Annotated in this window: 20 protein-coding genes; 18 read left to right on the top strand and 2 right to left on the bottom strand. The window is 58.4% G+C overall.

Going from position 1 to position 20,789, the window contains the following annotated elements; all coding sequences use genetic code 11:
- Positions 1 to 164 precede the first annotated feature (164 nt).
- Entirely contained in the window at positions 165 to 1,145 is a 981-nt protein-coding gene (locus ACFOFO_RS15550) for an NADPH:quinone oxidoreductase family protein (RefSeq protein ID WP_390324042.1), read from the bottom strand.
- 222 nt (positions 1,146 to 1,367) lie between these two features.
- Between ACFOFO_RS15550 and surE the strand changes: the two genes are divergently transcribed.
- The 5 genes from surE to rlmD all read left to right on the top strand — a co-directional run bounded on the left by surE (position 1,368) and on the right by rlmD (position 6,566).
- Positions 1,368 to 2,117, top strand: coding sequence for a 5'/3'-nucleotidase SurE (gene surE / locus ACFOFO_RS15545; protein WP_390324044.1), 750 nt, complete (start codon positions 1,368 to 1,370; stop codon positions 2,115 to 2,117).
- Complete coding sequence (locus ACFOFO_RS15540) at positions 2,114 to 3,019, top strand: protein-L-isoaspartate(D-aspartate) O-methyltransferase (protein ID WP_390331956.1); 906 nt, start codon at positions 2,114 to 2,116, stop codon at positions 3,017 to 3,019. The genes surE and ACFOFO_RS15540 overlap by 4 nt, the downstream gene beginning before the upstream one ends.
- Before the next feature lie 40 nt (positions 3,020 to 3,059).
- A complete protein-coding gene (locus tag ACFOFO_RS15535; RefSeq protein ID WP_390328032.1) occupies positions 3,060 to 4,034 on the top strand; it encodes a peptidoglycan DD-metalloendopeptidase family protein in 975 nt (324 codons plus the stop codon).
- 10 nt (positions 4,035 to 4,044) lie between these two features.
- On the top strand, positions 4,045 to 5,061 hold the full coding sequence (gene rpoS / locus ACFOFO_RS15530; RefSeq protein ID WP_390324048.1) for an RNA polymerase sigma factor RpoS: 1,017 nt from the start codon (positions 4,045 to 4,047) through the stop codon (positions 5,059 to 5,061).
- Between the two features lie 149 nt (positions 5,062 to 5,210).
- Positions 5,211 to 6,566, top strand: a complete 1,356-nt coding sequence (rlmD, locus tag ACFOFO_RS15525; RefSeq protein WP_390331954.1) for a 23S rRNA (uracil(1939)-C(5))-methyltransferase RlmD — start codon at positions 5,211 to 5,213, stop codon at positions 6,564 to 6,566.
- 211 nt (positions 6,567 to 6,777) lie between these two features.
- On the opposite strand, the gene ACFOFO_RS15520 is transcribed toward rlmD, so the two are convergent.
- A complete protein-coding gene (locus ACFOFO_RS15520; protein WP_390324051.1) occupies positions 6,778 to 7,467 on the bottom strand; it encodes a Bax inhibitor-1/YccA family protein in 690 nt (229 codons plus the stop codon).
- A gap of 255 nt (positions 7,468 to 7,722) precedes the next feature.
- Here ACFOFO_RS15520 and ndk point away from each other — a divergent pair, with 255 nt between their 5' ends.
- The 13 genes from ndk (at position 7,723) to hflC (ending at position 20,786) form a co-directional block, all read left to right on the top strand.
- A complete protein-coding gene (gene ndk, locus ACFOFO_RS15515; protein WP_390324053.1) occupies positions 7,723 to 8,148 on the top strand; it encodes a nucleoside-diphosphate kinase in 426 nt (141 codons plus the stop codon).
- Between the two features lie 62 nt (positions 8,149 to 8,210).
- Positions 8,211 to 9,383, top strand: a complete 1,173-nt coding sequence (gene rlmN, locus ACFOFO_RS15510; RefSeq protein ID WP_390328034.1) for a dual-specificity RNA methyltransferase RlmN — start codon at positions 8,211 to 8,213, stop codon at positions 9,381 to 9,383.
- A 35-nt stretch (positions 9,384 to 9,418) separates the two neighbouring features.
- Positions 9,419 to 10,180, top strand: a complete 762-nt coding sequence (gene pilW, locus ACFOFO_RS15505) for a type IV pilus biogenesis/stability protein PilW (protein ID WP_390331958.1) — start codon at positions 9,419 to 9,421, stop codon at positions 10,178 to 10,180.
- A complete protein-coding gene (locus ACFOFO_RS15500; RefSeq protein WP_390324059.1) occupies positions 10,173 to 11,147 on the top strand; it encodes a helix-turn-helix domain-containing protein in 975 nt (324 codons plus the stop codon). Before pilW ends, ACFOFO_RS15500 begins: the two co-directional genes overlap by 8 nt.
- A gap of 9 nt (positions 11,148 to 11,156) precedes the next feature.
- Positions 11,157 to 12,428 carry a flavodoxin-dependent (E)-4-hydroxy-3-methylbut-2-enyl-diphosphate synthase gene (gene ispG, locus ACFOFO_RS15495; RefSeq protein WP_390324062.1) on the top strand — a complete coding sequence of 424 codons (1,272 nt, stop codon included), beginning with the start codon at positions 11,157 to 11,159 and terminating at the stop codon, positions 12,426 to 12,428.
- 27 nt (positions 12,429 to 12,455) lie between these two features.
- On the top strand, positions 12,456 to 13,802 hold the full coding sequence (gene hisS / locus ACFOFO_RS15490) for a histidine--tRNA ligase (RefSeq protein ID WP_390331953.1): 1,347 nt from the start codon (positions 12,456 to 12,458) through the stop codon (positions 13,800 to 13,802).
- 12 nt (positions 13,803 to 13,814) lie between these two features.
- Positions 13,815 to 14,465, top strand: a complete 651-nt coding sequence (locus ACFOFO_RS15485; protein WP_390324065.1) for a YfgM family protein — start codon at positions 13,815 to 13,817, stop codon at positions 14,463 to 14,465.
- Between the two features lie 18 nt (positions 14,466 to 14,483).
- Positions 14,484 to 15,629 carry an outer membrane protein assembly factor BamB gene (bamB, locus tag ACFOFO_RS15480; protein WP_390331952.1) on the top strand — a complete coding sequence of 382 codons (1,146 nt, stop codon included), beginning with the start codon at positions 14,484 to 14,486 and terminating at the stop codon, positions 15,627 to 15,629.
- A gap of 7 nt (positions 15,630 to 15,636) precedes the next feature.
- Complete coding sequence (gene der, locus ACFOFO_RS15475) at positions 15,637 to 16,980, top strand: ribosome biogenesis GTPase Der (RefSeq protein ID WP_390331950.1); 1,344 nt, start codon at positions 15,637 to 15,639, stop codon at positions 16,978 to 16,980.
- A 189-nt stretch (positions 16,981 to 17,169) separates the two neighbouring features.
- Positions 17,170 to 17,406, top strand: coding sequence for an RNA chaperone Hfq (gene hfq / locus ACFOFO_RS15470; protein WP_390324068.1), 237 nt, complete (start codon positions 17,170 to 17,172; stop codon positions 17,404 to 17,406).
- A 15-nt stretch (positions 17,407 to 17,421) separates the two neighbouring features.
- Positions 17,422 to 18,582, top strand: coding sequence for a GTPase HflX (gene hflX / locus ACFOFO_RS15465; RefSeq protein ID WP_390331949.1), 1,161 nt, complete (start codon positions 17,422 to 17,424; stop codon positions 18,580 to 18,582).
- Between the two features lie 36 nt (positions 18,583 to 18,618).
- The gene (hflK, locus tag ACFOFO_RS15460; protein WP_390331947.1) at positions 18,619 to 19,902 is read left to right on the top strand and encodes an FtsH protease activity modulator HflK; all 1,284 of its coding nucleotides are present in this window, start codon (positions 18,619 to 18,621) and stop codon (positions 19,900 to 19,902) included.
- Entirely contained in the window at positions 19,902 to 20,786 is an 885-nt protein-coding gene (gene hflC / locus ACFOFO_RS15455; RefSeq protein ID WP_390331946.1) for a protease modulator HflC, read from the top strand. The genes hflK and hflC overlap by 1 nt, the downstream gene beginning before the upstream one ends.
- Positions 20,787 to 20,789 lie beyond the last annotated feature (3 nt).

The following is a 20,789-nucleotide window of genomic DNA, read 5'->3' as shown; positions in this document are numbered from 1 at the left end:
TTGCCATGCAACATTCTTTCATAAAAAATGTTGCACTTGGAATTCGAGCGCGCCGCGACTTAAAAAATACTGCGTCCAGTATAATTCCGGCGGTCGGAAGTCGCAAATCCGCCAGCCATGTCGGGGATGGCGTAGGCATGGGCGCCGGCGCTGTCGCCAGCCGCTCAGCGCTGCGGCTGAATCACCACTTTCCCGGTCACCTTGCGTGCCGCCATTGCGTTCAGCGCCGCGGCGGTATCGGCCAGCGCATAGCGTGCCGAAATATGCGGCCGGATCTTGCCTTCGGCCAGCCAGCCGATCAACTCGCGCATCGCGGCCAAATTGGCTTTCGGTTCGCGCTTGGCAAATTCGCCCCAGAACACGCCCATCAGCGACGCGCCTTTCAGCAAGGTCAGGTTGAGCGGCAGTTTCGGAATTTCGCCGTTGGCAAACCCGACCACCAGGTAACGCCCGCGCCAGCCGATCGAACGGAACGCTGGTTCGGCGTAGATGCCGCCGACTGGATCGTAGATCACGTCCGGCCCCTTGCCGCCGGTGGCGGCCTTGATCGCTTCGCGCAGGTCTTCGGTGCTGTAGTTGACGGTCGCATCGGCGCCATGCGCGGTGCATACCGCCAGCTTCTCGTCGGACGAGGCGGCCGCGATCACGTGGGCGCCGAGCGCCTTGCCGATCTCGATCGCCGCCAGCCCGACACCGCCGGCCGCGCCCAGCACCAGCATGGTTTCACCGGCCTTCAGCTGGGCCCGATCGACCACCGCGTGGTGCGAGGTGCCATAGGTCAGCGTGATGGCGGCAGCGGTGTCGAAGTCCATGCCGGCCGGCATCGGCATCACCGCCTGCACCGGCACTACGGCCTGTTGCGCAAATGCACCGTGGCCGATGAAGGCGATCACCTTGTCGCCCGCCTTGTACTGCGTGACGCCGTCGCCGACCGCCCGCACCACGCCTGCCAGTTCACTGCCGGGCGTGAATGGCAGCTCAGGCTTGAACTGGTATTTGTTCTGGATGATCAGCACGTCGGGGAAGTTGACCCCGGCCGCGTGGACATCGATCACCACCTGGCCAGCGCCGGCGGTCAAATCTGGCAGCTGTTGCAGCGCCAAGGTGTCGGGTGGGCCCCAGTCGGTGCAGACGATGGCTTGCATGTGTTCTCCTGTGTGCGTTGGTTGGTCGAAATGCGTAAAAAAGAACGATCGTGATATTTTTCTCATTATGCCGTAAATCGGCGGCGTGTCGACGCGCTGCTGCAGTGACCAACGCGTGATCAGTTCGGGACCAAGGCGTGATCAGTGGGCTGGCAGCAACTATTGCATGCTCCGCGGCACAGGTTTGCATGAACTGCGATGGGCTTCAGGTAAAATCAAAGCATGCGAATTCTTATCAGTAACGACGACGGTTATTTGGCGCCCGGCATCATTGCCCTGGCCGATGCGCTGGCTCCGATCGCGGAAGTGGTGGTGATCGCACCCGACAGCAATCGTTCCGGCTCGTCCAATTCGCTAACGCTGGACCGGCCGTTGTCGCTCTATCGCGCCGCCAACGGTTTTTATTTTGTCAATGGAACACCGTCCGATTGCGTGCATATTGCGTTGACCGGCGTGCTCAGTTTCAAGCCGGATTTGATCGTCTCGGGCATCAACCAGGGCCAGAACATGGGCGATGACACGCTCTATTCCGGCACCGTGGCAGCGGCCACCGAAGGCTTCCTGTTCGGGATCCCGGCGATAGCGTTCTCGCAAGTCGAGAAGGGCTGGCAGCATCTGGATGCCGCCGCCCGGGTGGCGCGCGAGATCGTCGAGCGCCACGTGCAGCAGCATTTTGATGCACTGCAAAAGCCCTATCTGTTGAACGTGAATATTCCGAACCGGCCATATGACCAGCTCGGCAGCGTGGTCGCGACCCGCCTCGGCAAGCGCCATCAATCCGAGCCTGTGGTCAAGGCCAAAGACCCGCACGGCCGCGACATCTACTGGATCGGACCGGCCGGCGCGGCAAAAGACGCCGGTGAGGGCACCGATTTCCATGCAATCGCACGTGGTCATGTATCGATCACGCCGCTGCAGATCGACCTGACCCATGGCACGCAACTCGATGCGCTCAAGAAAGGGTTGGCATGACAGGCAAGGCCAGGCGTTTTCCGCTGTTGCTGTCATCGGTGGTCGATGCGGCACCGAAGTCGGCGCAAACACGCTCGGTCAGCGCGCCCCGGATTGCGACCCCGCAAACCGCCACGCAGAATGCCGCTCAGACCGGCGTCAAGGCCAGCGCGCAGAATGCGCCACCCATGGCGTCGCCATCGAAATCGCATACTAATGCGGTTGCGCGCAGCCAATTTGTCCCGGCCGCAACGGTTCCGGAATCCGAGCGCAGCAATCCGTTGGTGTCGGATGCGGTCAGGCGCGCGATGGTGGCGCGGGTCGCCAAACAGGGGGTCACCGATGCCAAGGTGCTGGCTGCGCTGGAAGCGGTGCCGCGCCACCTGTTCATCGATCCGGGATTATCTAGCCAGGCCTATATCGATTCAGCGTTGCCGATTGGGCATCACCAGACCATCTCGCAACCGTATATCGTCGCCCGGATGATCGAAGTAATGCGTCATAATGCGCTCGGCGGCAAGCTCGATAAGGTACTGGAAATCGGCACCGGCTGCGGTTATCAGGCCGCCGTACTGTCGTTGGTGGCGAAGGAAGTGTATTCGATTGAACGCATCAAGCCGCTGCATGAACTGGCGAAAAACAAGCTGCGCCCACTGCGCATTGCAAACATCCGTTTGCACTACGGTGATGGTATGCTTGGGTTGCCGCAAGTAGCGCCATTTGATGGCATTATTCTGGCTGCTGCCGGACTGGAAGTGCCGCCCGCCTTGTTGGAACAGCTGGCTATCGGCGGCCGTCTGGTTGCGCCGGTAGGCGGCCGCCAGCAAGTGCTGCAACTGATTGAGCGTGTGGGCAAATTGGAATGGAAAAGCGCCACACTGGAAGCTTGTCATTTTGTGCCGCTGCGTGCCGGCACGGTATGAAGCCTCGCCGTATCACCTTGAAATATTGAACATGATCAAAATGAAAAAAATCCGATTGGCTTGCGTGGTGTTAAGCGCGGCCGTGCTCGCCGCCTGCGGCACCACGCGCAACAGTGCGCCGGTGGTGGACCGTCCGGCAGGCGGCAAGACCAGCGAAACCGCCAAGTCGACCGCGAAGGTGGTCGACAGTCACGGCAACTACACCGTCAAGAAGGGCGATACGTTGTACCGGATCGCGCTGGATCAGGGCCAAAGTTACCGTGACATCATTGCCTGGAACAACCTGAACAATCCGAACGACATCAAGGTCGACCAAGTGCTGCGCGTGCTGCCGCCGGAAGCCGGCGCGTCGGGCAATGGCGCCCAGACCGCCGCCGTATCCGGTTCCGGCGTGGAAGTGCGGTCGCTGTCGAATGGCCAGCCGAGCGCCCAACCGGCAGCTGCGGCGGGCGCACCGCAGGGCCCATATTCGAACAAGGCCGGGCCGCGCGGTGACAAGCGGCCGTATTCCGACAGTGCCTTGGCCGAGTTGCAGAAACCCGATACTGGCGGCGCGACTGTGGTCGCCAAGTTTGAGCCGCCCAAGCCGATCGAGAGCAAGCCGGCTGAGAAACCGGCAGACAGCGCGCCAGCCGGTGCTGACGATGAAGCCGTGGCCTGGATGTGGCCGGCCGACGGCAAGGTGATCGCCGGTTTCGACGACGCCAAGAGCAAGGGTATCGATATCTCCGGCAAGCTCGGCCAGCAGGTGCTGGCGGCCGGGGCCGGCAAGGTAATGTACGCGGGCAGCGGGATCCGCGGCTACGGCAACCTGGTGATCGTCAAGCACACCAATAACCTGCTGTCGGCGTATGCGCACAACAAGGCAATTCTGGTCAAAGAGGGGCAAAGCGTGAGCAAGGGCCAAAAGATCGCCGAAATGGGCAATTCCGACAGCGATGCGGTCAAGCTGCATTTCGAGATCCGCCAGCAAGGAAAGCCGGTCGATCCATCCAAATTCTTGCCCAACCGCTAGAAGTACGCACATGATACGCAAGCCGCACCAGCAGCTCGAGGACGAGATGGTACCGGACGATTTTTCCGATGCAGCATCTGAATTGGCGGAACCGTTGATCGACGGCGAACCGGCGTCCGACGAAGCGGCAGAGGGTGCGCCCGGCGAGCTGATTCCGGTTGAGGAGCTGAAAACGGTACTGGCGGCAGAACTGTCGACCGATACCACGCAACACTATCTGAACCAGATCGGTACCCGGCAGCTGCTCACTGTGCCGGAGGAAGTGCATTACGCGACGCTCGCGAAAGCCGGCAATTTTGAAGCGCGGCAGAAGATGATCGAGCACAATTTGCGGCTCGTGGTTTCGATCGCCAAGCACTATATCAATCGCGGCGTGGTGCTGCTCGACATGATAGAGGAAGGCAACCTCGGCCTGATGCGCGCGATCGACAAGTTCGAGCCGGAGCGCGGTTTCCGCTTCTCGACCTATGCCACCTGGTGGATTCGCCAGAGCATCGAACGTGCGATCATGAACCAGGCCCGCACGGTACGCCTGCCGGTGCACATGGTGCGCGAACTGAACCAGATCCTGCGCGCCAAATACCATCTCGAGGCGCGCCACCACAACGGCAAGGACGCCACGGTTGAAGACATCGCGCATCTGGTCGACCGTCCGATCGAGGAAGTACAGAACATCCTGGCGCTGTCCGAACACGCCACGTCGCTCGATGCGCCACTCGACAACGACCCGCAATCGAGCCTGATGGACATGCTGCCGGGCGACAGCGATGACGGTCCTGATTTGCGCGCAGAACATCACGAGATGACGATCCTGGTACGCGACTGGTTGAAAAAATTACCCGACAAGCAGCGCATCGTGATCATGCGCCGTTTTGGGCTGGATAATGACGACCCGGCGACGCTGGAGACACTGGCCGAAGAAATGGGCGTCACGCGCGAGCGGGTACGCCAGATCCAGCAGGAAGCGCTGGTCAAGCTGAAACGGGCATTCGCCGCGCACGGCGTGGGGCGGGACGAGTTGTTATGATCGGGTTGTCCGGGATGCCGATGCGCAGTCTTAAATGATGCCGTCCCGGTACGGCAACAGCCGCTAATCGAGCGAACCCTTCACGATTTCAGTAACCTCCCTCTTTTTTATAATTATCGACCGAAAACATCCGGTCACTCACCTTTCCCATGCAAGAAAATATCATCGACATCGTCTCCCTCGACATGGATGCGCGCGGCATCGGCCACGTACCGAACGAAGACGGCACGCCCGGCAAGGTCATTTTTGTCGAAGGCGCGCTACCCGGAGAACGCGTCAGTTTTCAGTCGTTCCGTAAAAAGAAGAACTGGGAAGCGGCCCACATGACCGCTCTGCACCGTGAGTCATCACTGCGCGTCAAGCCGCAGTGCGAATATTTCGGCGTATGCGGTGGCTGCGCGATGCAGCATCTGGAGCCGGCGGCACAGGTCGCGATCAAGCAACGTGTGCTGGAAGACAATCTGTGGCATATCGGCAAGGTCAGGGCCGAAACCATCATGCGCCCGATCTACGGACCGACCTGGGGTTATCGTTACCGTGCCCGGCTGTCGGTCAACCATGTGCCGAAAAAGGGCGGCGTGCTGGTCGGTTTTCACGAAAAAAAATCGCGCTTCGTGACCGATATGAAGAGCTGCGAGGTGTTGCCGCCGCATGTGTCGGCGATGCTGGTGCCGCTCCGGCGGCTTATCGAGTCGCTGTCGATCTACAAGCAGTTGCCGCAGATCGAACTGGCGATCGGCGAGGGCGAACAGGTCAAGATCACCGCGCTGGTGCTGCGCATCATGGCGCCATTGACGGCGGACGACGAGACCAGGCTGAAAGCGTTCGCCGACCAGTATCAGATTCAGTGGTGGCTGCAGACCAAGGGCCCGGACACTGCGGTGCCGTTTTACCCGCTCGACCTTGAACTGCACTACAGCTTGCCCGAGTTCGGCATCAAGATGCCGTTCAAGCCGACCGATTTCACCCAGGTCAATCACCATATCAACCGGGTCATGGTGGCACGCGCATTGCGCCTGCTCGATGTGCAACCCGATGAGCGGGTCGCCGACCTGTTCTGCGGGCTTGGCAATTTCACCTTGCCACTGGCAACCCAGGCACGCGAGGTGGTTGGCATCGAAGGTAGCGCGACCCTGACCGAGCGCGCGCAACAGAACGCGCAGGCCAATGGCCTGGCCGCCAAGACGTCGTTCAGCACGCGAAACCTGTTCGAGATTACGACAGACGATTTGATTGCGCTTGGTAAATTCGATCGTTTCCTGGTCGATCCGCCGCGCGATGGCGCGATGGCGTTGTGCCAGGCCCTGATCGGATTGGGCGAGCAGCACCGTGACTTCAAACCAAAACGCATCGTCTATGTCTCCTGCAGCCCGTCGACGCTGGCGCGCGATGCCGGTCTGCTGGTCCATGAAGGCGGTTATGTGCTGAAGAAGGCCGGCGTGGTCAATATGTTCCCGCACACTTCGCATGTCGAATCGATGGCGGTGTTCGAACTGGTGGAGTGAGGAATGGCGCGTCGGAGTGATCCGGCGATGCGATTGGATGCCGTTCGATTGAAAAATACTGGGTTGTGTATTTTTAGAGCCGCGCATTTTACGTGCGTATCGAGTGGTGTTTTGGCGCATACTCCCAGATGAGCTGCACTTAAGCTGCACTTACCCATAAAAAAACCGGCCTGCTGGCCGGTTTTTTGTTGCGGATACTCTTCGTGCATCCTCAGTCGCGACTGCCGCCAAAGATGCCGAGCAGCGCCAGCAGATTGCTGAAGATGTTATACACATCCAGGTAGATCTTGAGCGTCGCCGAGATGTAGTTGGCCTCGCCGCCGTTGATGACCTGCTGCACGTCGTACAGGATGTAAGCCGAGAAAATTGCGATCGCGATCACCGACACGGTCAGGTACAGCGCCGGAATCTGCAGAAAGATATTGGCGAGGCCGGCCAGCAGGATCACCAGCAAGCCAGCGAATAGCCATTTGCCCATGCCGGAAAAGTCGCGCTTGGATACGGTTGCGACGGTTGCCATCACCGCCATGATACTGGCGGTGCCGCCGAAGGCCATCATGATCAAGGCCGCACCATTCGAAAAGTGCAGGGTGTGACTGATCAGTCGCGACAGCATCAGCCCCATGAAGAAGGTGAAGCCAAGCAGGAAAGCGACGCCGAGCGCCGAATTCTTGGTCTTTTCGATGGCGTAGAAGAATCCGACCGCGACCGCCATGAACAGCATGAAACCGATCAGCGGACTGCCGGCGAACAGCGAAAAATTGAACTGCACGCCCAGCCATGCGCCTAATACCGTCGGGATCATCGACAGGGCCAGCAGCCAATAGGTATTGCGCAGCACGCGGTGGCGTACCACCAGGATGTCACTGCCGGCGTAGCTTTGTTGCAGATTCTGGTTCATGGGCACTCCCGATATGGTATTTGGAAAAAAGCTTGCAAAAGCATAACACGGTCAACGATGCCGGGCCTGCGCCATGGCACCACGGACGGGACTGCAGCCTTCGGCGGCAGCGGTCCGGTCCCGGAATTTTGCACCGGACCTGCGCCAGATGTCATTTCTACATCTCTAATATAGGGTGTTTCATGCTAAAATCAAAGGTTGATTGAATCATCAATTATCCGTCTTAAACCTTTCTTTTTATTGGAGTTTTTACACATGGCAATCGAACGCACCCTGTCGATTATTAAACCGGACGCAGTGGCTAAAAATGTCATCGGCCAAATCTATTCCCGTTTTGAGACCGCCGGCCTGAAAATCATCGCCGCACGCATGACCCACCTGTCGCGCGCTGAAGCGGAAGGTTTCTACGCAGTACACCGCGAGCGCCCGTTCTTCAAGGATTTGGTTGAGTTCATGATCTCCGGTCCAGTCATCATCCAGGCCCTGGAAGGCGAGAACGCGATTGCCAAACACCGCGACCTGATGGGTGCTACCGATCCGAAGAAGGCTGAAAAGGGTACGATTCGCGCCGATTTCGCCGATTCGATCGACGCCAATGCAGTACACGGTTCCGACGCTGCCGAAACCGCAGCGGTCGAAATCGCTTATTTCTTCCCAACGCTGAATGTATATTCACGTTAATTGAAAGAAGCGCTTGCCAGGGCCGATGCTGATCGTCCCGGCCGGCGCGACGAAGGAGCAACATCATGACGGTACTCACCAACTTGCTGGACCTGGATCCCGCGCAACTCATCGCCTACTGCGGCGAGTTGGGTGAGAAACCGTTTCGCGCCAAGCAATTGCAGCGCTGGATCCACCAGTTCGGCGCCAGCAATTTCGACGCGATGACCGATCTGGCCAAGTCGCTGCGCGACAAGCTCGCGACGCGCGCGATGATCGCCGCGCCGGCTGTGATCAGCGACCATACATCAACCGACGGCACCCGCAAGTGGCTGCTCGACGTCGGCCAGGGCAACGCGGTCGAAACCGTTTTTATCCCCGAAGAAAACCGCGGCACGCTATGCATTTCGACGCAGGCGGGCTGTGCCGTCAATTGCCGCTTCTGCTCGACCGGCAAGCAGGGCTTTAGCCGCAACCTGACCGTCAGCGAAATCATTGGCCAGCTGTGGATGGCTGAATTTGAGTTGCGCAGGACCAAGGGCATCGAAGCCGGCCCCAAGGGTGAACGCCAGATCACCAACGTGGTGATGATGGGTATGGGCGAGCCGTTGCTCAATTTCGAGCCGACCGTGACCGCACTCAAGCTGATGCTCGACGATAACGCTTACGGCCTGTCGCGCCGTCGCGTCACCTTGTCGACCAGCGGTGTGGTGCCGATGATGGACAAGCTGTCGCAGGAATGCCCGGTCGCCCTGGCGGTATCACTGCACGCATCGAACGACCCGTTGCGCGACGGCCTGGTGCCGCTGAACAAGAAACATCCGCTGGCCGAGCTGATGGCAGCGTGCAGGCGCTATCTCGAATTCGCGCCGCGCGACTTCATCACCTTTGAATACTGCATGCTGCACGAGGTCAACGACAGTGACGCGCATGCGCGCGAACTGGTCGCATTGGTGCAAAATCATGCGAACCCGGTGTCGTGCAAATTCAACCTGATTCCGTTCAATCCCTTCCCCGAGTCGGGGCTGACGCGCTCGCATAATCCGCGCATCAAGGCCTTCGCGCAGATCCTGATCGACGCCGGCATCGTGACTACGATTCGCAAGACGCGCGGCGATGACATCGACGCGGCCTGCGGCCAACTGGCGGGCGAGGTGCAAGACCGCACCCGGGTGCAGGAGCGCATGGAAAAAATGACCGAATACCAGAAAAAATTTGGCAAGAACTTTGGCCGCATCGTGGAGGTGTCTGCGTGAAAATAACAGGTTGCAAATTAGTGGTGGCCACGGTGATGGTAGCCGCCGTGGTATTGGTGGGCTGCGCATCGAATCGGTCCGCCAGCGCACAGGGAGAATTGCCGACCAGTTCCGATCAGACCGATGTCCAGAAGCGCGCGGCAATCCGGCTGCAACTGGCGATTGGCTACTACGAGCAACATCAGAACGAAGTCGCATTGGACGAGATCAAGCAAGCTCTGCAGGCCGATCCGAATTCCGCTGATGCCTACAGTGTGCGTGCCTTGATCTACATGGATATGGGCGAAACCAGACTGGCCGAAGACAATTTTCAGCGCGCAATCAAACTGGCGCCGAATAACCCTGATTTGACCAACAATTACGGTTGGTTCCTGTGCCAGAACGGGCGCGAAAAGGAATCGATCGCGTATTTTGAAACGACACTCAAGAACCGGTCTTATCAATCGCCCGCCAAGGCCTTGAGCAACGCCGGCATTTGCAGCCTGAAAATGAAAGACGGCGCCGCAGCCGAGCGTTATTTCTTGCAATCGTTTCGGTTCGACCCGTCGTATCCGCCGACCAGCCTGAACCTGGCAAAAATTTATTACGAGCGTCGCGATTTCGAACGCGCGCGGTTTTATCTGACCCGTCTGACCAAGGCGGATGTGCTGGACGCCGATGTACTGTGGCTGGCGATCCGGGTTGAACGCAAACTGGGCGATAGGGCATCGGCGGAGTCGCTTGCCACCCAGTTACGTCGCCGTCATCCAACCTCGCCGGAGTCGGCGGCCTATCAGCGCGGAGCGTTTGATGAGTGAATCGGGATTCCCTGAATCGAATACCATGCCGGAATCGGCGCAACAGTCGGATGCACATGCGACGCTGCCGGGACCCGGCTCGTACCTGGCCGCGCAACGCCAGGCGTACGGCTGGTCGGTGGAGCAAATCGCCGATCAGCTGAAGCTGGCGCCACGCCAGGTGCTGGCACTGGAGGCGGATGACTATGCGTCATTGCCTGGTACGGCAGTGACGCGCGGCTTTGTCCGGGCCTATGCCAAGGCATTGAAGATGGATGCCGCGGAATTGATCGGAATGTTGCCAACCGATATCGGATCAGCATCAATGCCGGCACGGCGTGAACTGTCGACACCTTTCGCGCAGACCCGCATGCCGTTTTCAGGTCGTCGCGGCAACTGGTCGAAATGGACCGCGGGTGCCGCAGCACTTGGGGTGTTGCTGGTGGCCGTCATCGCCGGTCAACACATGGGCTGGCTGCCGGTATTGCCGAAATCGATATCGTTCAATCTGAACAAGGAGCCGGCACCAGCGACAGGTGCTGATGCCGCCGCTGCCGTCGACGCCTCGCCTGCCGCGGTGACGAGCCTGCAGACTTCGACTTCTGGTGCAGTCGACGCACAACCGGGCACGCCAAATGTGGCACCGATCGATACCGTACCGCAGTCCGAAGTGCGTCCCTCTGCGACAGCGGCGGTTGCCTCTCCGGCGGTGATAAATTCGCCAGCGACTGTGCCGAGCGCTGCCCCGAGTGGGGGCAATCTGCTGGTCGTGACGCTGCACGAGGATTCGTGGGTTGAAGTCAAGACCGCCGGCGGCACCAAACTGGTGTCGCGCGTGCTGAAGGCGGGTACCACGGAAAACGTGGAAATCAAGGAGCCGGTGACGCTGGTCATCGGTAATGTGCATGGCGTCAATGCCAGCTTGCGTGGTGCGCCGCTGGAGCTCAAGCATGGCTCCGGCAATACAATCCGACTCAACGTGAAGTAAGCGCCGATGATGTCTTCGTTCAATTCCCCGATCGGCTCCGGTCCGCTGCCGCGCCGCAATAGTCGCAGTGCCACGATACAGTATGGTGCGCGCCGAATTATCGTGGGCGGCGGTGCGCCAGTCGTGGTGCAGTCGATGACCAACACCGATACTGCCGATGCGATCGCCACGGCGATCCAGATCAAGGAACTGGCGCGTGCCGGATCCGAGTTGGTTCGCATCACCGTCAATAACCCGGAAGCTGCCGCCGCCGTTCCTGCGATCCGCGAACAGCTCGACAAAATGGACGTCGATGTGCCGCTGGTCGGCGATTTCCATTACAACGGCCATACGTTGCTGAAGGATTATCCTGACTGCGCTCGAGCCCTGTCAAAATATCGGATCAACCCGGGTAACGTCGGGCAGGGCGCCAAACGCGATACGCAGTTTGCGCAAATGATCGAAACCGCCTGTCGCTATGACAAGCCGGTACGGATCGGTGTCAACTGGGGCAGCCTGGATCAGGCCTTGCTGGCGCGCATCATGGACGAAAACGCGCAGCGCGCCGAACCATGGGAAGCACAGGCGGTGATGTATCAGGCACTGGTCACCTCTGCCATCGAAAATGCGCAGCGTGCCGAACAGCTGGGACTGGCCGGCGACAAGATCATCCTGTCCTGCAAGGTGTCCGGCGTGCAGGATCTGATCGCGGTGTATCGCGAACTGGCGCGCCGCTGCGATTATCCCTTGCACCTTGGCTTGACCGAAGCCGGCATGGGCAGCAAGGGTATCGTCGCGTCGACCGCAGCCTTGTCGGTGTTGCTGCAAGAGGGCATCGGCGACACCATCCGCATTTCGCTGACACCTGAGCCGGGCGGCGACCGCACTCGGGAAGTGATCGTCGCACAGGAAATTCTGCAGACCATGGGCTTGCGCAAATTTGCGCCGATGGTGATTGCCTGCCCCGGTTGCGGACGTACCACGTCCACCGTATTCCAGGAACTGGCCGACAATATTCAGACCTATTTGCGTGACCAGATGCCGCTCTGGAAAAAACAATACCCCGGTGTCGAAGGCATGAATGTCGCCGTGATGGGTTGTATCGTGAACGGTCCCGGCGAATCGAAGCACGCCAATATCGGCATCAGCCTGCCCGGCACCGGGGAATCGCCTGCGGCGCCGGTGTTTGTCGATGGCGAGAAAAAAGTAACGCTGCGCGGCGAGCGCATCGTTGAAGAATTCCAGGACATCGTGCTGGAATATGTCAAAACACATTATGGAAAAGAGACTGCCACGGCCTGATCAGGGTTGCGGCATTCTGGACGAAGCATGTCAGAAAACAAAAAGACCGAAAAAATAGTTGCCGTGAAGGGGATGAACGACATCCTGCCGGCCGAGGCACCGCTGTGGGAGTTGTTCGAGAACACAGTGCAGTCGGTGTTGAAAAGCTACGGTTTTCAGCAGATCCGCACTCCTATCGTGGAGCAGACGCCGCTATTCGCGCGCGCCATCGGCGCGGTCACCGACATCGTCGAAAAGGAGATGTATTCCTTCACCGATTCGATGAACGGCGACCAGTTGACCCTGCGTCCTGAAGGCACCGCGGGCGTCGTGCGCGCCGTGATCGAACATAGCCTGGCGTACGAAGGACCGAAACGCCTGTGGTACGCGGGTCCAATGTTCCGCCACGAAAGGCCGCAGCGCGGCCGTTATCGCCAGTTCCACCAGTTCGGCGCCGAGGCAATCGGCTTCACCGGGCCGGATATTGATGCCGAACTGATCATGCTGTGCCAGCGCCTGTGGGATGACCTGGGCCTCGAAAACATCAGGCTGGAGCTCAATTCGATCGGCGATGCCGACGAGCGCAACAAGCATCGCGTCGACCTGATCGCGTATCTGGAGCAGCACATCGACATCCTGGATGCCGAGGCGCAGCGCCGCATGTACACTAATCCGCTGCGTATTCTCGACACCAAGAATCCGGCGATGCAGGCGATGGTCAATGCGGCGCCCAAGCTGCTCGATTACCTGGGCCCGGATTCGCTGGCACACTTCGAAGGTGTGCAAAAAATCCTGAAGCATAACAATATCCCTTACACCGTCAACCCACGCCTGGTGCGCGGCATGGATTACTACAACCGCACGGTTTTTGAATGGGTAACCGACCAGCTCGGCGCGCAGGGCACCGTGTGCGCCGGCGGCCGCTATGATCCGCTGGTTGAAATGTTTGGCGGCAAGCCAACGCCCGCCTGCGGCTTTGGCATGGGCGTAGAGCGCCTGATTGAGCTGATGAAGGCGGCCGGCGAGCCGGCCACGCAGAATCAATGCGACGTCTATCTGGTGCATCAGGGCGAGGCGGCGCAGCTGCAATCGTTCGTGCTGGCCGAGCGTTTACGCGATGCCGGGCTGGATGTTGTGCTACATTGCGCATCGGCCAACGCCGGCGGCAGCTTCAAGTCACAGATGAAGCGGGCCGACGCGAGCGGCGCAGCATTCGCGATCATCCTCGGCGACGACGAAATGCATCAGAATGTCGCGATGATCAAGACCATGCGCGCTGACGACGGTGAGGGCAAGCAGACGCCGGTTCCTTTTGATGAGGTGGTGGACCACCTGGTCGACCAGATCATCGGTGCCGCCGAGCACGAGCACGAACACATTCATTACCACCATTAACAGCAGACAATCATGGCATACGACCTCGAAGAACAAGAACAGATCGCCTCCATCAAGGCATGGTGGAATCAGCACGGCAACCTGCTGACCTGGGTGCTGATCGTCGCGCTGGCGTCCTACGCGGCATGGACCGGCTGGAATACCTATCAGCGCAACCAGTCGACCCAGGCCTCGCAGTTGTACGACGAGCTGCAAAAGGCGGTGGCGGCGAAAGACAATGCCAAGGTGCAGCGGGCGGCCGCCGATATCGGCAGCAAATTCGGTAAAACGGCCTATGCACAGATGGCTGCACTGACCGCTGCCAAGAGCGCGTTTGATGCGAGCGATGTGAAGACCGCCAAGGAACGGTTGCAATGGGTGATCAACAACGGCAGTGCCGACGAATACAAGGCGATCGCAAAAATCCGTCTGGCCGGCATTCTGCTCGATGAAAAAGCCTATGACGAAGGCCTGAAACTGCTGTCCAGCGGTATTCCGAGCCAATTCGACGCCGACGTGGCCGATCGCAAGGGCGATATCCTGGTCGCACAAAACAAGATCCCCGATGCCCGGGTTGCCTATCAATCGGCGCTCGACAAAATGGACCAGAAAAATCCGGGCCGTCAGTTGATCCAGTTGAAACTGGACGCAATCGGTGGTGCGACCGCCAAACTTGTCGGTTAATCGGGAAAAAGGAAAACTATGCGCGTAGCCGCTAAATTCGCGAGTCTTGCACTGATTTCCGCTCTGGCGGGATGCGCTTCGCTTAACCCATTCAGCAAACCCGATCCCCGGACGAAGCCGGCGGCACTGGTCGACCTCAAGCCGACCCTGGCCGTCCGCACGGTCTGGTCGACCTCGATCGGTAAGGCGGGCGATTATATTTTTTCCCCCGCTTATGCCAGCGACAGCATCTTTGCCGCTGCCGCGGACGGCTCGCTGTCGCGACTGGATGCTGCGACCGGGCGCCAGCAATGGCGCATTGACGTCGGCACACGTTTGACAGCGGGTGTCGGCAGTGATGGCGATACGGTGGCAGTGGCCGGTGAAAAGGGTAGTCTGCTGGCTTTTGATGGTGCCGGCAAATTGCGCTGGAAGGCACAGAGTTCGAGCGAAATCCTGTCCACACCCGTAGTCGGGCAGGGATTGGTCATCGTTCGTAGCGTGGACAACCGGATTGCCGCATACGACGCCGCAACCGGCGAGCGACGCTGGGTGGTGCAACGTGCCGCGCCGGCGCTGACGCTGCGTTCCGCGCCGGGTCTGGTGATTGCCGGTCAGAGCGTATTTGTCGCATTGCCCGGCGGCCGGCTGCTGGCACTGGCTTTGAGCAACGGCGGTGCGCGCTGGGAAGTGGCGGTCGGCGATCCGCGCGGCGCGACCGAACTGGAGCGGATTGCCGATATTTCCGGCACACCAGTGATCGTCGGACATGATATTTGCGCGGTCGCCTACCAGGGTCGGGTTGCCTGTTTTGATGCCGCCAACGGCGCAGGTCGCTGGGCCCGGCCATTGTCCAGCAATGTCGGCCTGAGCGCAGACGAGCGCTTCGTGTTTACCTCTGATGAGCATGGCAGCGTCACTGCCTTTGTCCGTGACTCCGGCCAAGGGGCATGGCGCAACGATCAACTGACCAATCGTCGCCTGTCGGCGCCGGCGTCGTTTGAGCGTGCGGTGGCCGTGGGAGATTATCAGGGATATATCCACTTCCTGTCGCGTGAAGATGGCTCTTTACTGGCGCGCGTGAGCACCGATGGCAGTGCTGTTCTTCCTGCTCCCGTCGTGGCCGGTGCCAATTTGATTTTTCAAACCCAATCAGGAACACTGGTCGCCTTAGCGTCCGAATAAGAATTTGATGAAGCCGGTTATTGCACTTGTAGGTCGACCCAACGTCGGAAAATCCACGCTTTTCAATCGTCTCACGCGCTCGCGTGATGCGCTGGTGGCAGATATGCCGGGGTTAACCCGCGATCGCCATTATGGCGAAGGCCGCATGGGCGAGCGTCCATTCCTGGTGATCGATACCGGCGGTTTTGAGCCGGTCGCCAAGGAAGGCATCATGCATCAAATGGCCAAGCAGACCAAGCAAGCTGTGGCCGAGGCCGATGTCATCGTGTTTATCGTCGACGGTCGCCAGGGCCTGACGCCGCATGACAAGACGATTACCGAATTCCTGCGCAAGGCCGGCCGGCCGGTGGTATTGGTCGTCAACAAGGCCGAGGGCATGAAATACAGCGCAGTCGCGAGCGATTTTTACGAATTGGGGCTGGGCGATCCGCTGGCCGTGTCTTCGGCTCATGGCGACGGCGTGCACGACATGCTGGACGAGGCGCTCAATATCGCATTTGCCAACCAGCCGCCGATCGAAGAGGAGGCCGATCCTGCCGTGCGCGGCACCAAGCTTGCGATAGTCGGTCGCCCCAATGTCGGTAAATCGACGCTGGTCAATGCCTTGTTGGGCGAAGAGCGGGTGATCGCTTTTGACATGCCCGGCACCACTCGTGACTCGATCGAAATCCCGTTCGAGCGCGATGGACGGCACTACACCCTGATTGACACCGCCGGCATTCGGCGGCGCGGCAAGGTGTTCGAAGCGATCGAAAAGTTTTCCGTCGTCAAGACCCTGCAATCCATTTCCGAAGCGAATGTGGTGCTGCTGTTGCTGGATGCGCAGCAGGATATTTCGGAACAAGATGCACATATCGCCGGCTTTGTCCTGGAAACTGGTCGTGCGCTGGTGGTGGGCGTCAACAAGTGGGATGGCCTGCAGTCCGATCGGCGCGATGAAATCAAGATCGACATCGAGCGCAAGCTCAATTTCCTGTCATTTGCCAAGTTTCATTTCATCTCGGCGCTGAAATCTTCCGGTATCGGGCCATTAATGAAGTCGGTCGATGCCGCGTATGCTGCCGCAATGATCGATTTGTCGACGCCCAAACTGACGCGTGCACTGATCGAAGCAGTCGAACATCAGGAACCGCGGCGCAAGGGGTCGATCAGGCCAAAATTGCGTTATGCACATCAGGGCGGCCAGAATCCGCCGATCATCGTGATCCATGGCAATGCTTTGGAGGCGGTTGGTGATCCATACAAACGGTATCTGGAGAAGCATTTCCGCGATACGTTCTCGCTGGTAGGCACGCCATTGCGGATTGAATTGCGCACCGGCAAGAACCCATTCGCAAAAATGCCAAAATAACCCCGAATTTCGGGCGTGGCCGATTTTTTACCGGATCCGGCCTTGATTCAGAGGGCTAGCGTCGAAAATGTAAGAATTCGATTTCGTTTGTGCGAATAATTTGCATTCATATTAAGATCTAACCGTTACGCACTTGAAAAGATTCGAGTCGTCTCCAACTCTCTAACACAACAACATAATGGAGCTGTCATGAGCAATAAAGGGCAACTGTTACAAGACCCGTTTCTGAATGCCTTACGAAAAGAGCATGTCCCGGTGTCGATCTATCTGGTCAATGGGATCAAGCTTCAAGGCCATATCGAATCATTTGACCAATACGTGGTTCTACTGCGCAACACAGTGACCCAAATGGTCTACAAGCATGCCATTTCTACCGTGGTGCCAGCACGCGCCGTCAATCTCGCCATTGAATCCGACGCGGAGTAAAGTATCACTGCATCTATGTCTCGTGCAGCGACCCTGACCACGCGCGCCGCGTTAGTCGGCGTCGATTTCGGTCACGTTGATTTCGCAGCCAGCCTGGAAGAGTTGTCGTTGTTATCGAAATCGGCCGGTGCTGATTCGATGGTGACCATTACCGGTAAACGATCCAGTCCGGATTCAGCCTACTTTATCGGGTCCGGCAAAGTCGATGAAATTGCGCAAGTGGTTGCCGATCAGGCGCTCGATATTGTCATTTTCAATCATGCCTTGTCGCCGGCGCAACAACGTAACCTCGAGCGGCGCCTGAATACCCGAGTGGTCGACCGCACCAGCCTGATTCTCGATATTTTTGCGCAGCGTGCACAGAGCCATGAGGGCAAGGTGCAGGTCGAATTGGCCCAGTTACAGCACCTTGCGACGCGCCTGATTCGCGGTTGGACCCATCTGGAACGTCAAAAAGGCGGTATTGGCTTGCGCGGCCCAGGTGAAACCCAGCTTGAAACCGACCGTCGTCTGATCGGCGAAAGGGTCAAGGCACTGCGGGCGCGCCTCGCCAAATTGCACCGCCAACGCGAAACCCAGCGTCGTGCCAGAGGGCGCAACAACACGTTTTCGATTTCGCTGGTTGGCTACACCAATGCCGGCAAGTCGACGATTTTCAATGCGCTGGCCAAAGCACGAGCCTATGCCGCGGATCAGTTGTTCGCGACCCTGGATACGACTTCACGCCGCGTCTACCTGGAAGAAGTCGGCAATGTTGTCATTTCGGACACGGTCGGATTCATCCGTGAATTACCACATCAGTTGGTGGCCGCGTTCAGAGCCACGCTGGAGGAAACGATCCACGCAGACCTGTTGTTGCATGTCGTCGATGCCGCCAGTCCGGCCCGAATGGAGCAAATCGAACAGGTCAATCTGGTGTTGAAGGAAATCGGTGCCGACCATATTCCGCAAGTATTGGTTTGGAACAAGATTGATGCCGCTGGCCTTGAGCCATCTTTGGAACGTAATGAGTATGATAAAATTCAGCGCGTTTTCATTAGTGCGCAAACTGGCGCCGGCCTGAGTTTATTGCGCCAGTCGATCGCGGAATTTGCAAAAACGCATCTTACTGAGCGTTTGAATCTTCCGCAGGCCATTGATCAGGCAGAAGCACTCGATGTACCCGACCCCGAATAGCATTCCAACTAATAACTCACGCCGGATCGCGATAGAATGCTTGCCTCATTACTCAGAAAAATTGGCTTGAAGTTTTCGTTGAACGACCCTCGCTGGGGGCGCGGTTCACAGGATGACAACAATCAGAACCATGCCCAGGAAGGAAAGAAGCCGAATGATGGCCCGCCGGATCTGGATCAGCTGTGGCGCGATTTTAATCAGCGCCTGAATCGCTTTCTGGGGCCAAAAAATGCCAACGGCGGTGAACCCGGCGGTGGCGGTGGTTTCAAGCCGAACATGAAGGGCGCCGGCATCAGTGTCGGCGTGATCGCCGCGATCGTTGCGTTTCTATGGCTGGTGAGCGGCTTTTTTATCGTGCAGGAAGGTCAGACTGGCGTTATATTGACGTTCGGCAAGTATAGCCACAGCACACCCGCGGGGTTTAATTGGCGCTGGCCGTATCCGATTCAGAGTCACGAGATCGTCAACGTATCTCAAGTGCGGACCGTCGAGATCGGTTACCGTTCCACGGTCAGGAACAAGCAGCCAAAAGAGGCGCTGATGCTGACTGACGATGAAAATATCATCGATATCCAGTTTGCCGTTCAATACAAGCTAAAAAATCCGTCGGACTGGATTTTCAATAATCGCGATCAGGATGAAACGGTCCGGCAGGTTGCCGAAACATCGATTCGTGAGATCGTCGGCAGGAGCAAAATGGATTTCGTGCTGTACGAAGGACGTGAGAAAGTAGCGCTCGACGTCGGTTTCCTGATGCAGCAAATCCTCGATCGCTACAAGTCGGGGGCTCAGGTTACCAACGTCACGATGCAGGGCGTACAGCCACCCGAGCAGGTGCAGGCAGCGTTTGATGACGCGGTGAAGGCGGGACAGGACCGCGAGCGCCAAAAAAATGAAGGCCAGGCTTACGCCAATGACGTGATTCCGAAGGCTCGCGGCGCCGCTTCGCGCCTGATGCAGGAGTCGGAGGGCTATCGCGCCAGTGTGATTGCCAGCGCGGAAGGCGATGCCTCGCGTTTCAAACAGGTCTTGACTGAATACCAAAAAGCGCCCGCCGTGACGCGGGATCGGATGTACCTTGAAACCATGCAAAAGATTTTCACCAATTCCACCAAAGTGATGGTCGATGCCAAGAGCGGCAACAATCTGCTGTATCTACCACTGGATAAGCTGATCGCGCAGGATGCGGCTGCCGGCAAGTCGGGCAGTCCCGGTCAGTCGCTGAATCCCGTTAATCCGCCATCGGACTCGGGGCAGGCGCTGGATGCGCATCAGCGTGAACTGCGCAGCCGTGATTCCCGCGATCGGGAGGGGCGCTAATGAACCGCCTGTTGTCTACCCTCATCGCGGCTTTTATCGCGCTCCTGATCCTGTCGTCGACCGTGTTTGTCGTCGATCAGCGCCAATATGCGATCGTATTTGCACTGGGCGAAGTGAAGCAAGTCATCAGCGAACCTGGGCTGCATTTCAAGCTGCCGCCACCATTCCAGAATGTGCTGTTCCTGGACAAACGCATCCTGACCATTGACACACCTGATGCCGACCGTTTCATCACGGCAGAAAAAAAGAATATTCTGGTTGATGCTTTCCTGAAATGGCGTATTACCGATCCCAAGCTGTATTTCGTCAGTTTTGGCGGTGACGAGCGACGCGCGGCCGACCGGATGTCACAAATCGTCAAAGCGGCGCTGAACGATGAAATTACCAAGCGTACTGTGCGGGAAGTGATCTCCGGTGAGCGTGGCAAGGTGATGGATGCGATCCGCAAGAAAGTCGCCGACGAGGCACAACAAATCGGCGTCGACATCATTGATGTGCGCCTGAAGCGGGTCGATTATGTCGATCAGATCAATGCGTCGGTGTATGACCGGATGAAAGCCGAGCGTACCCGGGTTGCCAATGAGTTGCGCTCGACCGGTTCGGCAGAATCGGAGAAAATCCGCGCCGATGCCGACCGCCAAAGGACGGTTTTGCTGGCCGAAGCATATCGTGACGCGGAAAAAATGCGTGGCGAAGGCGATGCCAAGGCGTCGCAGATCTATGCCGAGGCATTTAGTCAAAATCCGGAGTTTTACAAGTTTTATCGCAGCCTGGAAGCCTATCGCGCCAGTTTCAAGACGCGCAGCGACCTGATGGTGATCGATCCCAATTCCGAATTTTTCAAATACTTCAAGAGCCCCGGCGCCGCGGCCGCGAAAAAATGAATT

This window comes from Pseudundibacterium arcticum (assembly GCF_042646465.1).
Lineage (GTDB): Bacteria > Pseudomonadota > Gammaproteobacteria > Burkholderiales > Burkholderiaceae_D > Undibacterium_A > Undibacterium_A arcticum.
Note: the sequence above shows the minus strand (reverse complement) of the source record. Positions and strands in the feature narration are given on the sequence as shown.

Coding starts and splice junctions, on each gene's coding strand:
- rpoS (WP_390324048.1), top strand. CDS start 4,045: ATGATACGCAAGCCGCACCAGCAGCTCGAGGACGAGATGGTACCGGAC.
- hflC (WP_390331946.1), top strand. CDS start 19,902: ATGAACCGCCTGTTGTCTACCCTCATCGCGGCTTTTATCGCGCTCCTG.
- rlmD (WP_390331954.1), top strand. CDS start 5,211: ATGCAAGAAAATATCATCGACATCGTCTCCCTCGACATGGATGCGCGC.
- hflK (WP_390331947.1), top strand. CDS start 18,619: ATGCTTGCCTCATTACTCAGAAAAATTGGCTTGAAGTTTTCGTTGAAC.
- ACFOFO_RS15500 (WP_390324059.1), top strand. CDS start 10,173: ATGAGTGAATCGGGATTCCCTGAATCGAATACCATGCCGGAATCGGCG.
- ACFOFO_RS15550 (WP_390324042.1), bottom strand. CDS start 1,145: ATGCAAGCCATCGTCTGCACCGACTGGGGCCCACCCGACACCTTGGCG.
- ACFOFO_RS15520 (WP_390324051.1), bottom strand. CDS start 7,467: ATGAACCAGAATCTGCAACAAAGCTACGCCGGCAGTGACATCCTGGTG.
- ACFOFO_RS15540 (WP_390331956.1), top strand. CDS start 2,114: ATGACAGGCAAGGCCAGGCGTTTTCCGCTGTTGCTGTCATCGGTGGTC.
- ACFOFO_RS15485 (WP_390324065.1), top strand. CDS start 13,815: ATGGCATACGACCTCGAAGAACAAGAACAGATCGCCTCCATCAAGGCA.
- der (WP_390331950.1), top strand. CDS start 15,637: ATGAAGCCGGTTATTGCACTTGTAGGTCGACCCAACGTCGGAAAATCC.
- hisS (WP_390331953.1), top strand. CDS start 12,456: ATGTCAGAAAACAAAAAGACCGAAAAAATAGTTGCCGTGAAGGGGATG.
- hflX (WP_390331949.1), top strand. CDS start 17,422: ATGTCTCGTGCAGCGACCCTGACCACGCGCGCCGCGTTAGTCGGCGTC.
- ispG (WP_390324062.1), top strand. CDS start 11,157: ATGTCTTCGTTCAATTCCCCGATCGGCTCCGGTCCGCTGCCGCGCCGC.
- bamB (WP_390331952.1), top strand. CDS start 14,484: ATGCGCGTAGCCGCTAAATTCGCGAGTCTTGCACTGATTTCCGCTCTG.
- pilW (WP_390331958.1), top strand. CDS start 9,419: ATGGTAGCCGCCGTGGTATTGGTGGGCTGCGCATCGAATCGGTCCGCC.
- hfq (WP_390324068.1), top strand. CDS start 17,170: ATGAGCAATAAAGGGCAACTGTTACAAGACCCGTTTCTGAATGCCTTA.
- ndk (WP_390324053.1), top strand. CDS start 7,723: ATGGCAATCGAACGCACCCTGTCGATTATTAAACCGGACGCAGTGGCT.
- surE (WP_390324044.1), top strand. CDS start 1,368: ATGCGAATTCTTATCAGTAACGACGACGGTTATTTGGCGCCCGGCATC.
- ACFOFO_RS15535 (WP_390328032.1), top strand. CDS start 3,060: ATGAAAAAAATCCGATTGGCTTGCGTGGTGTTAAGCGCGGCCGTGCTC.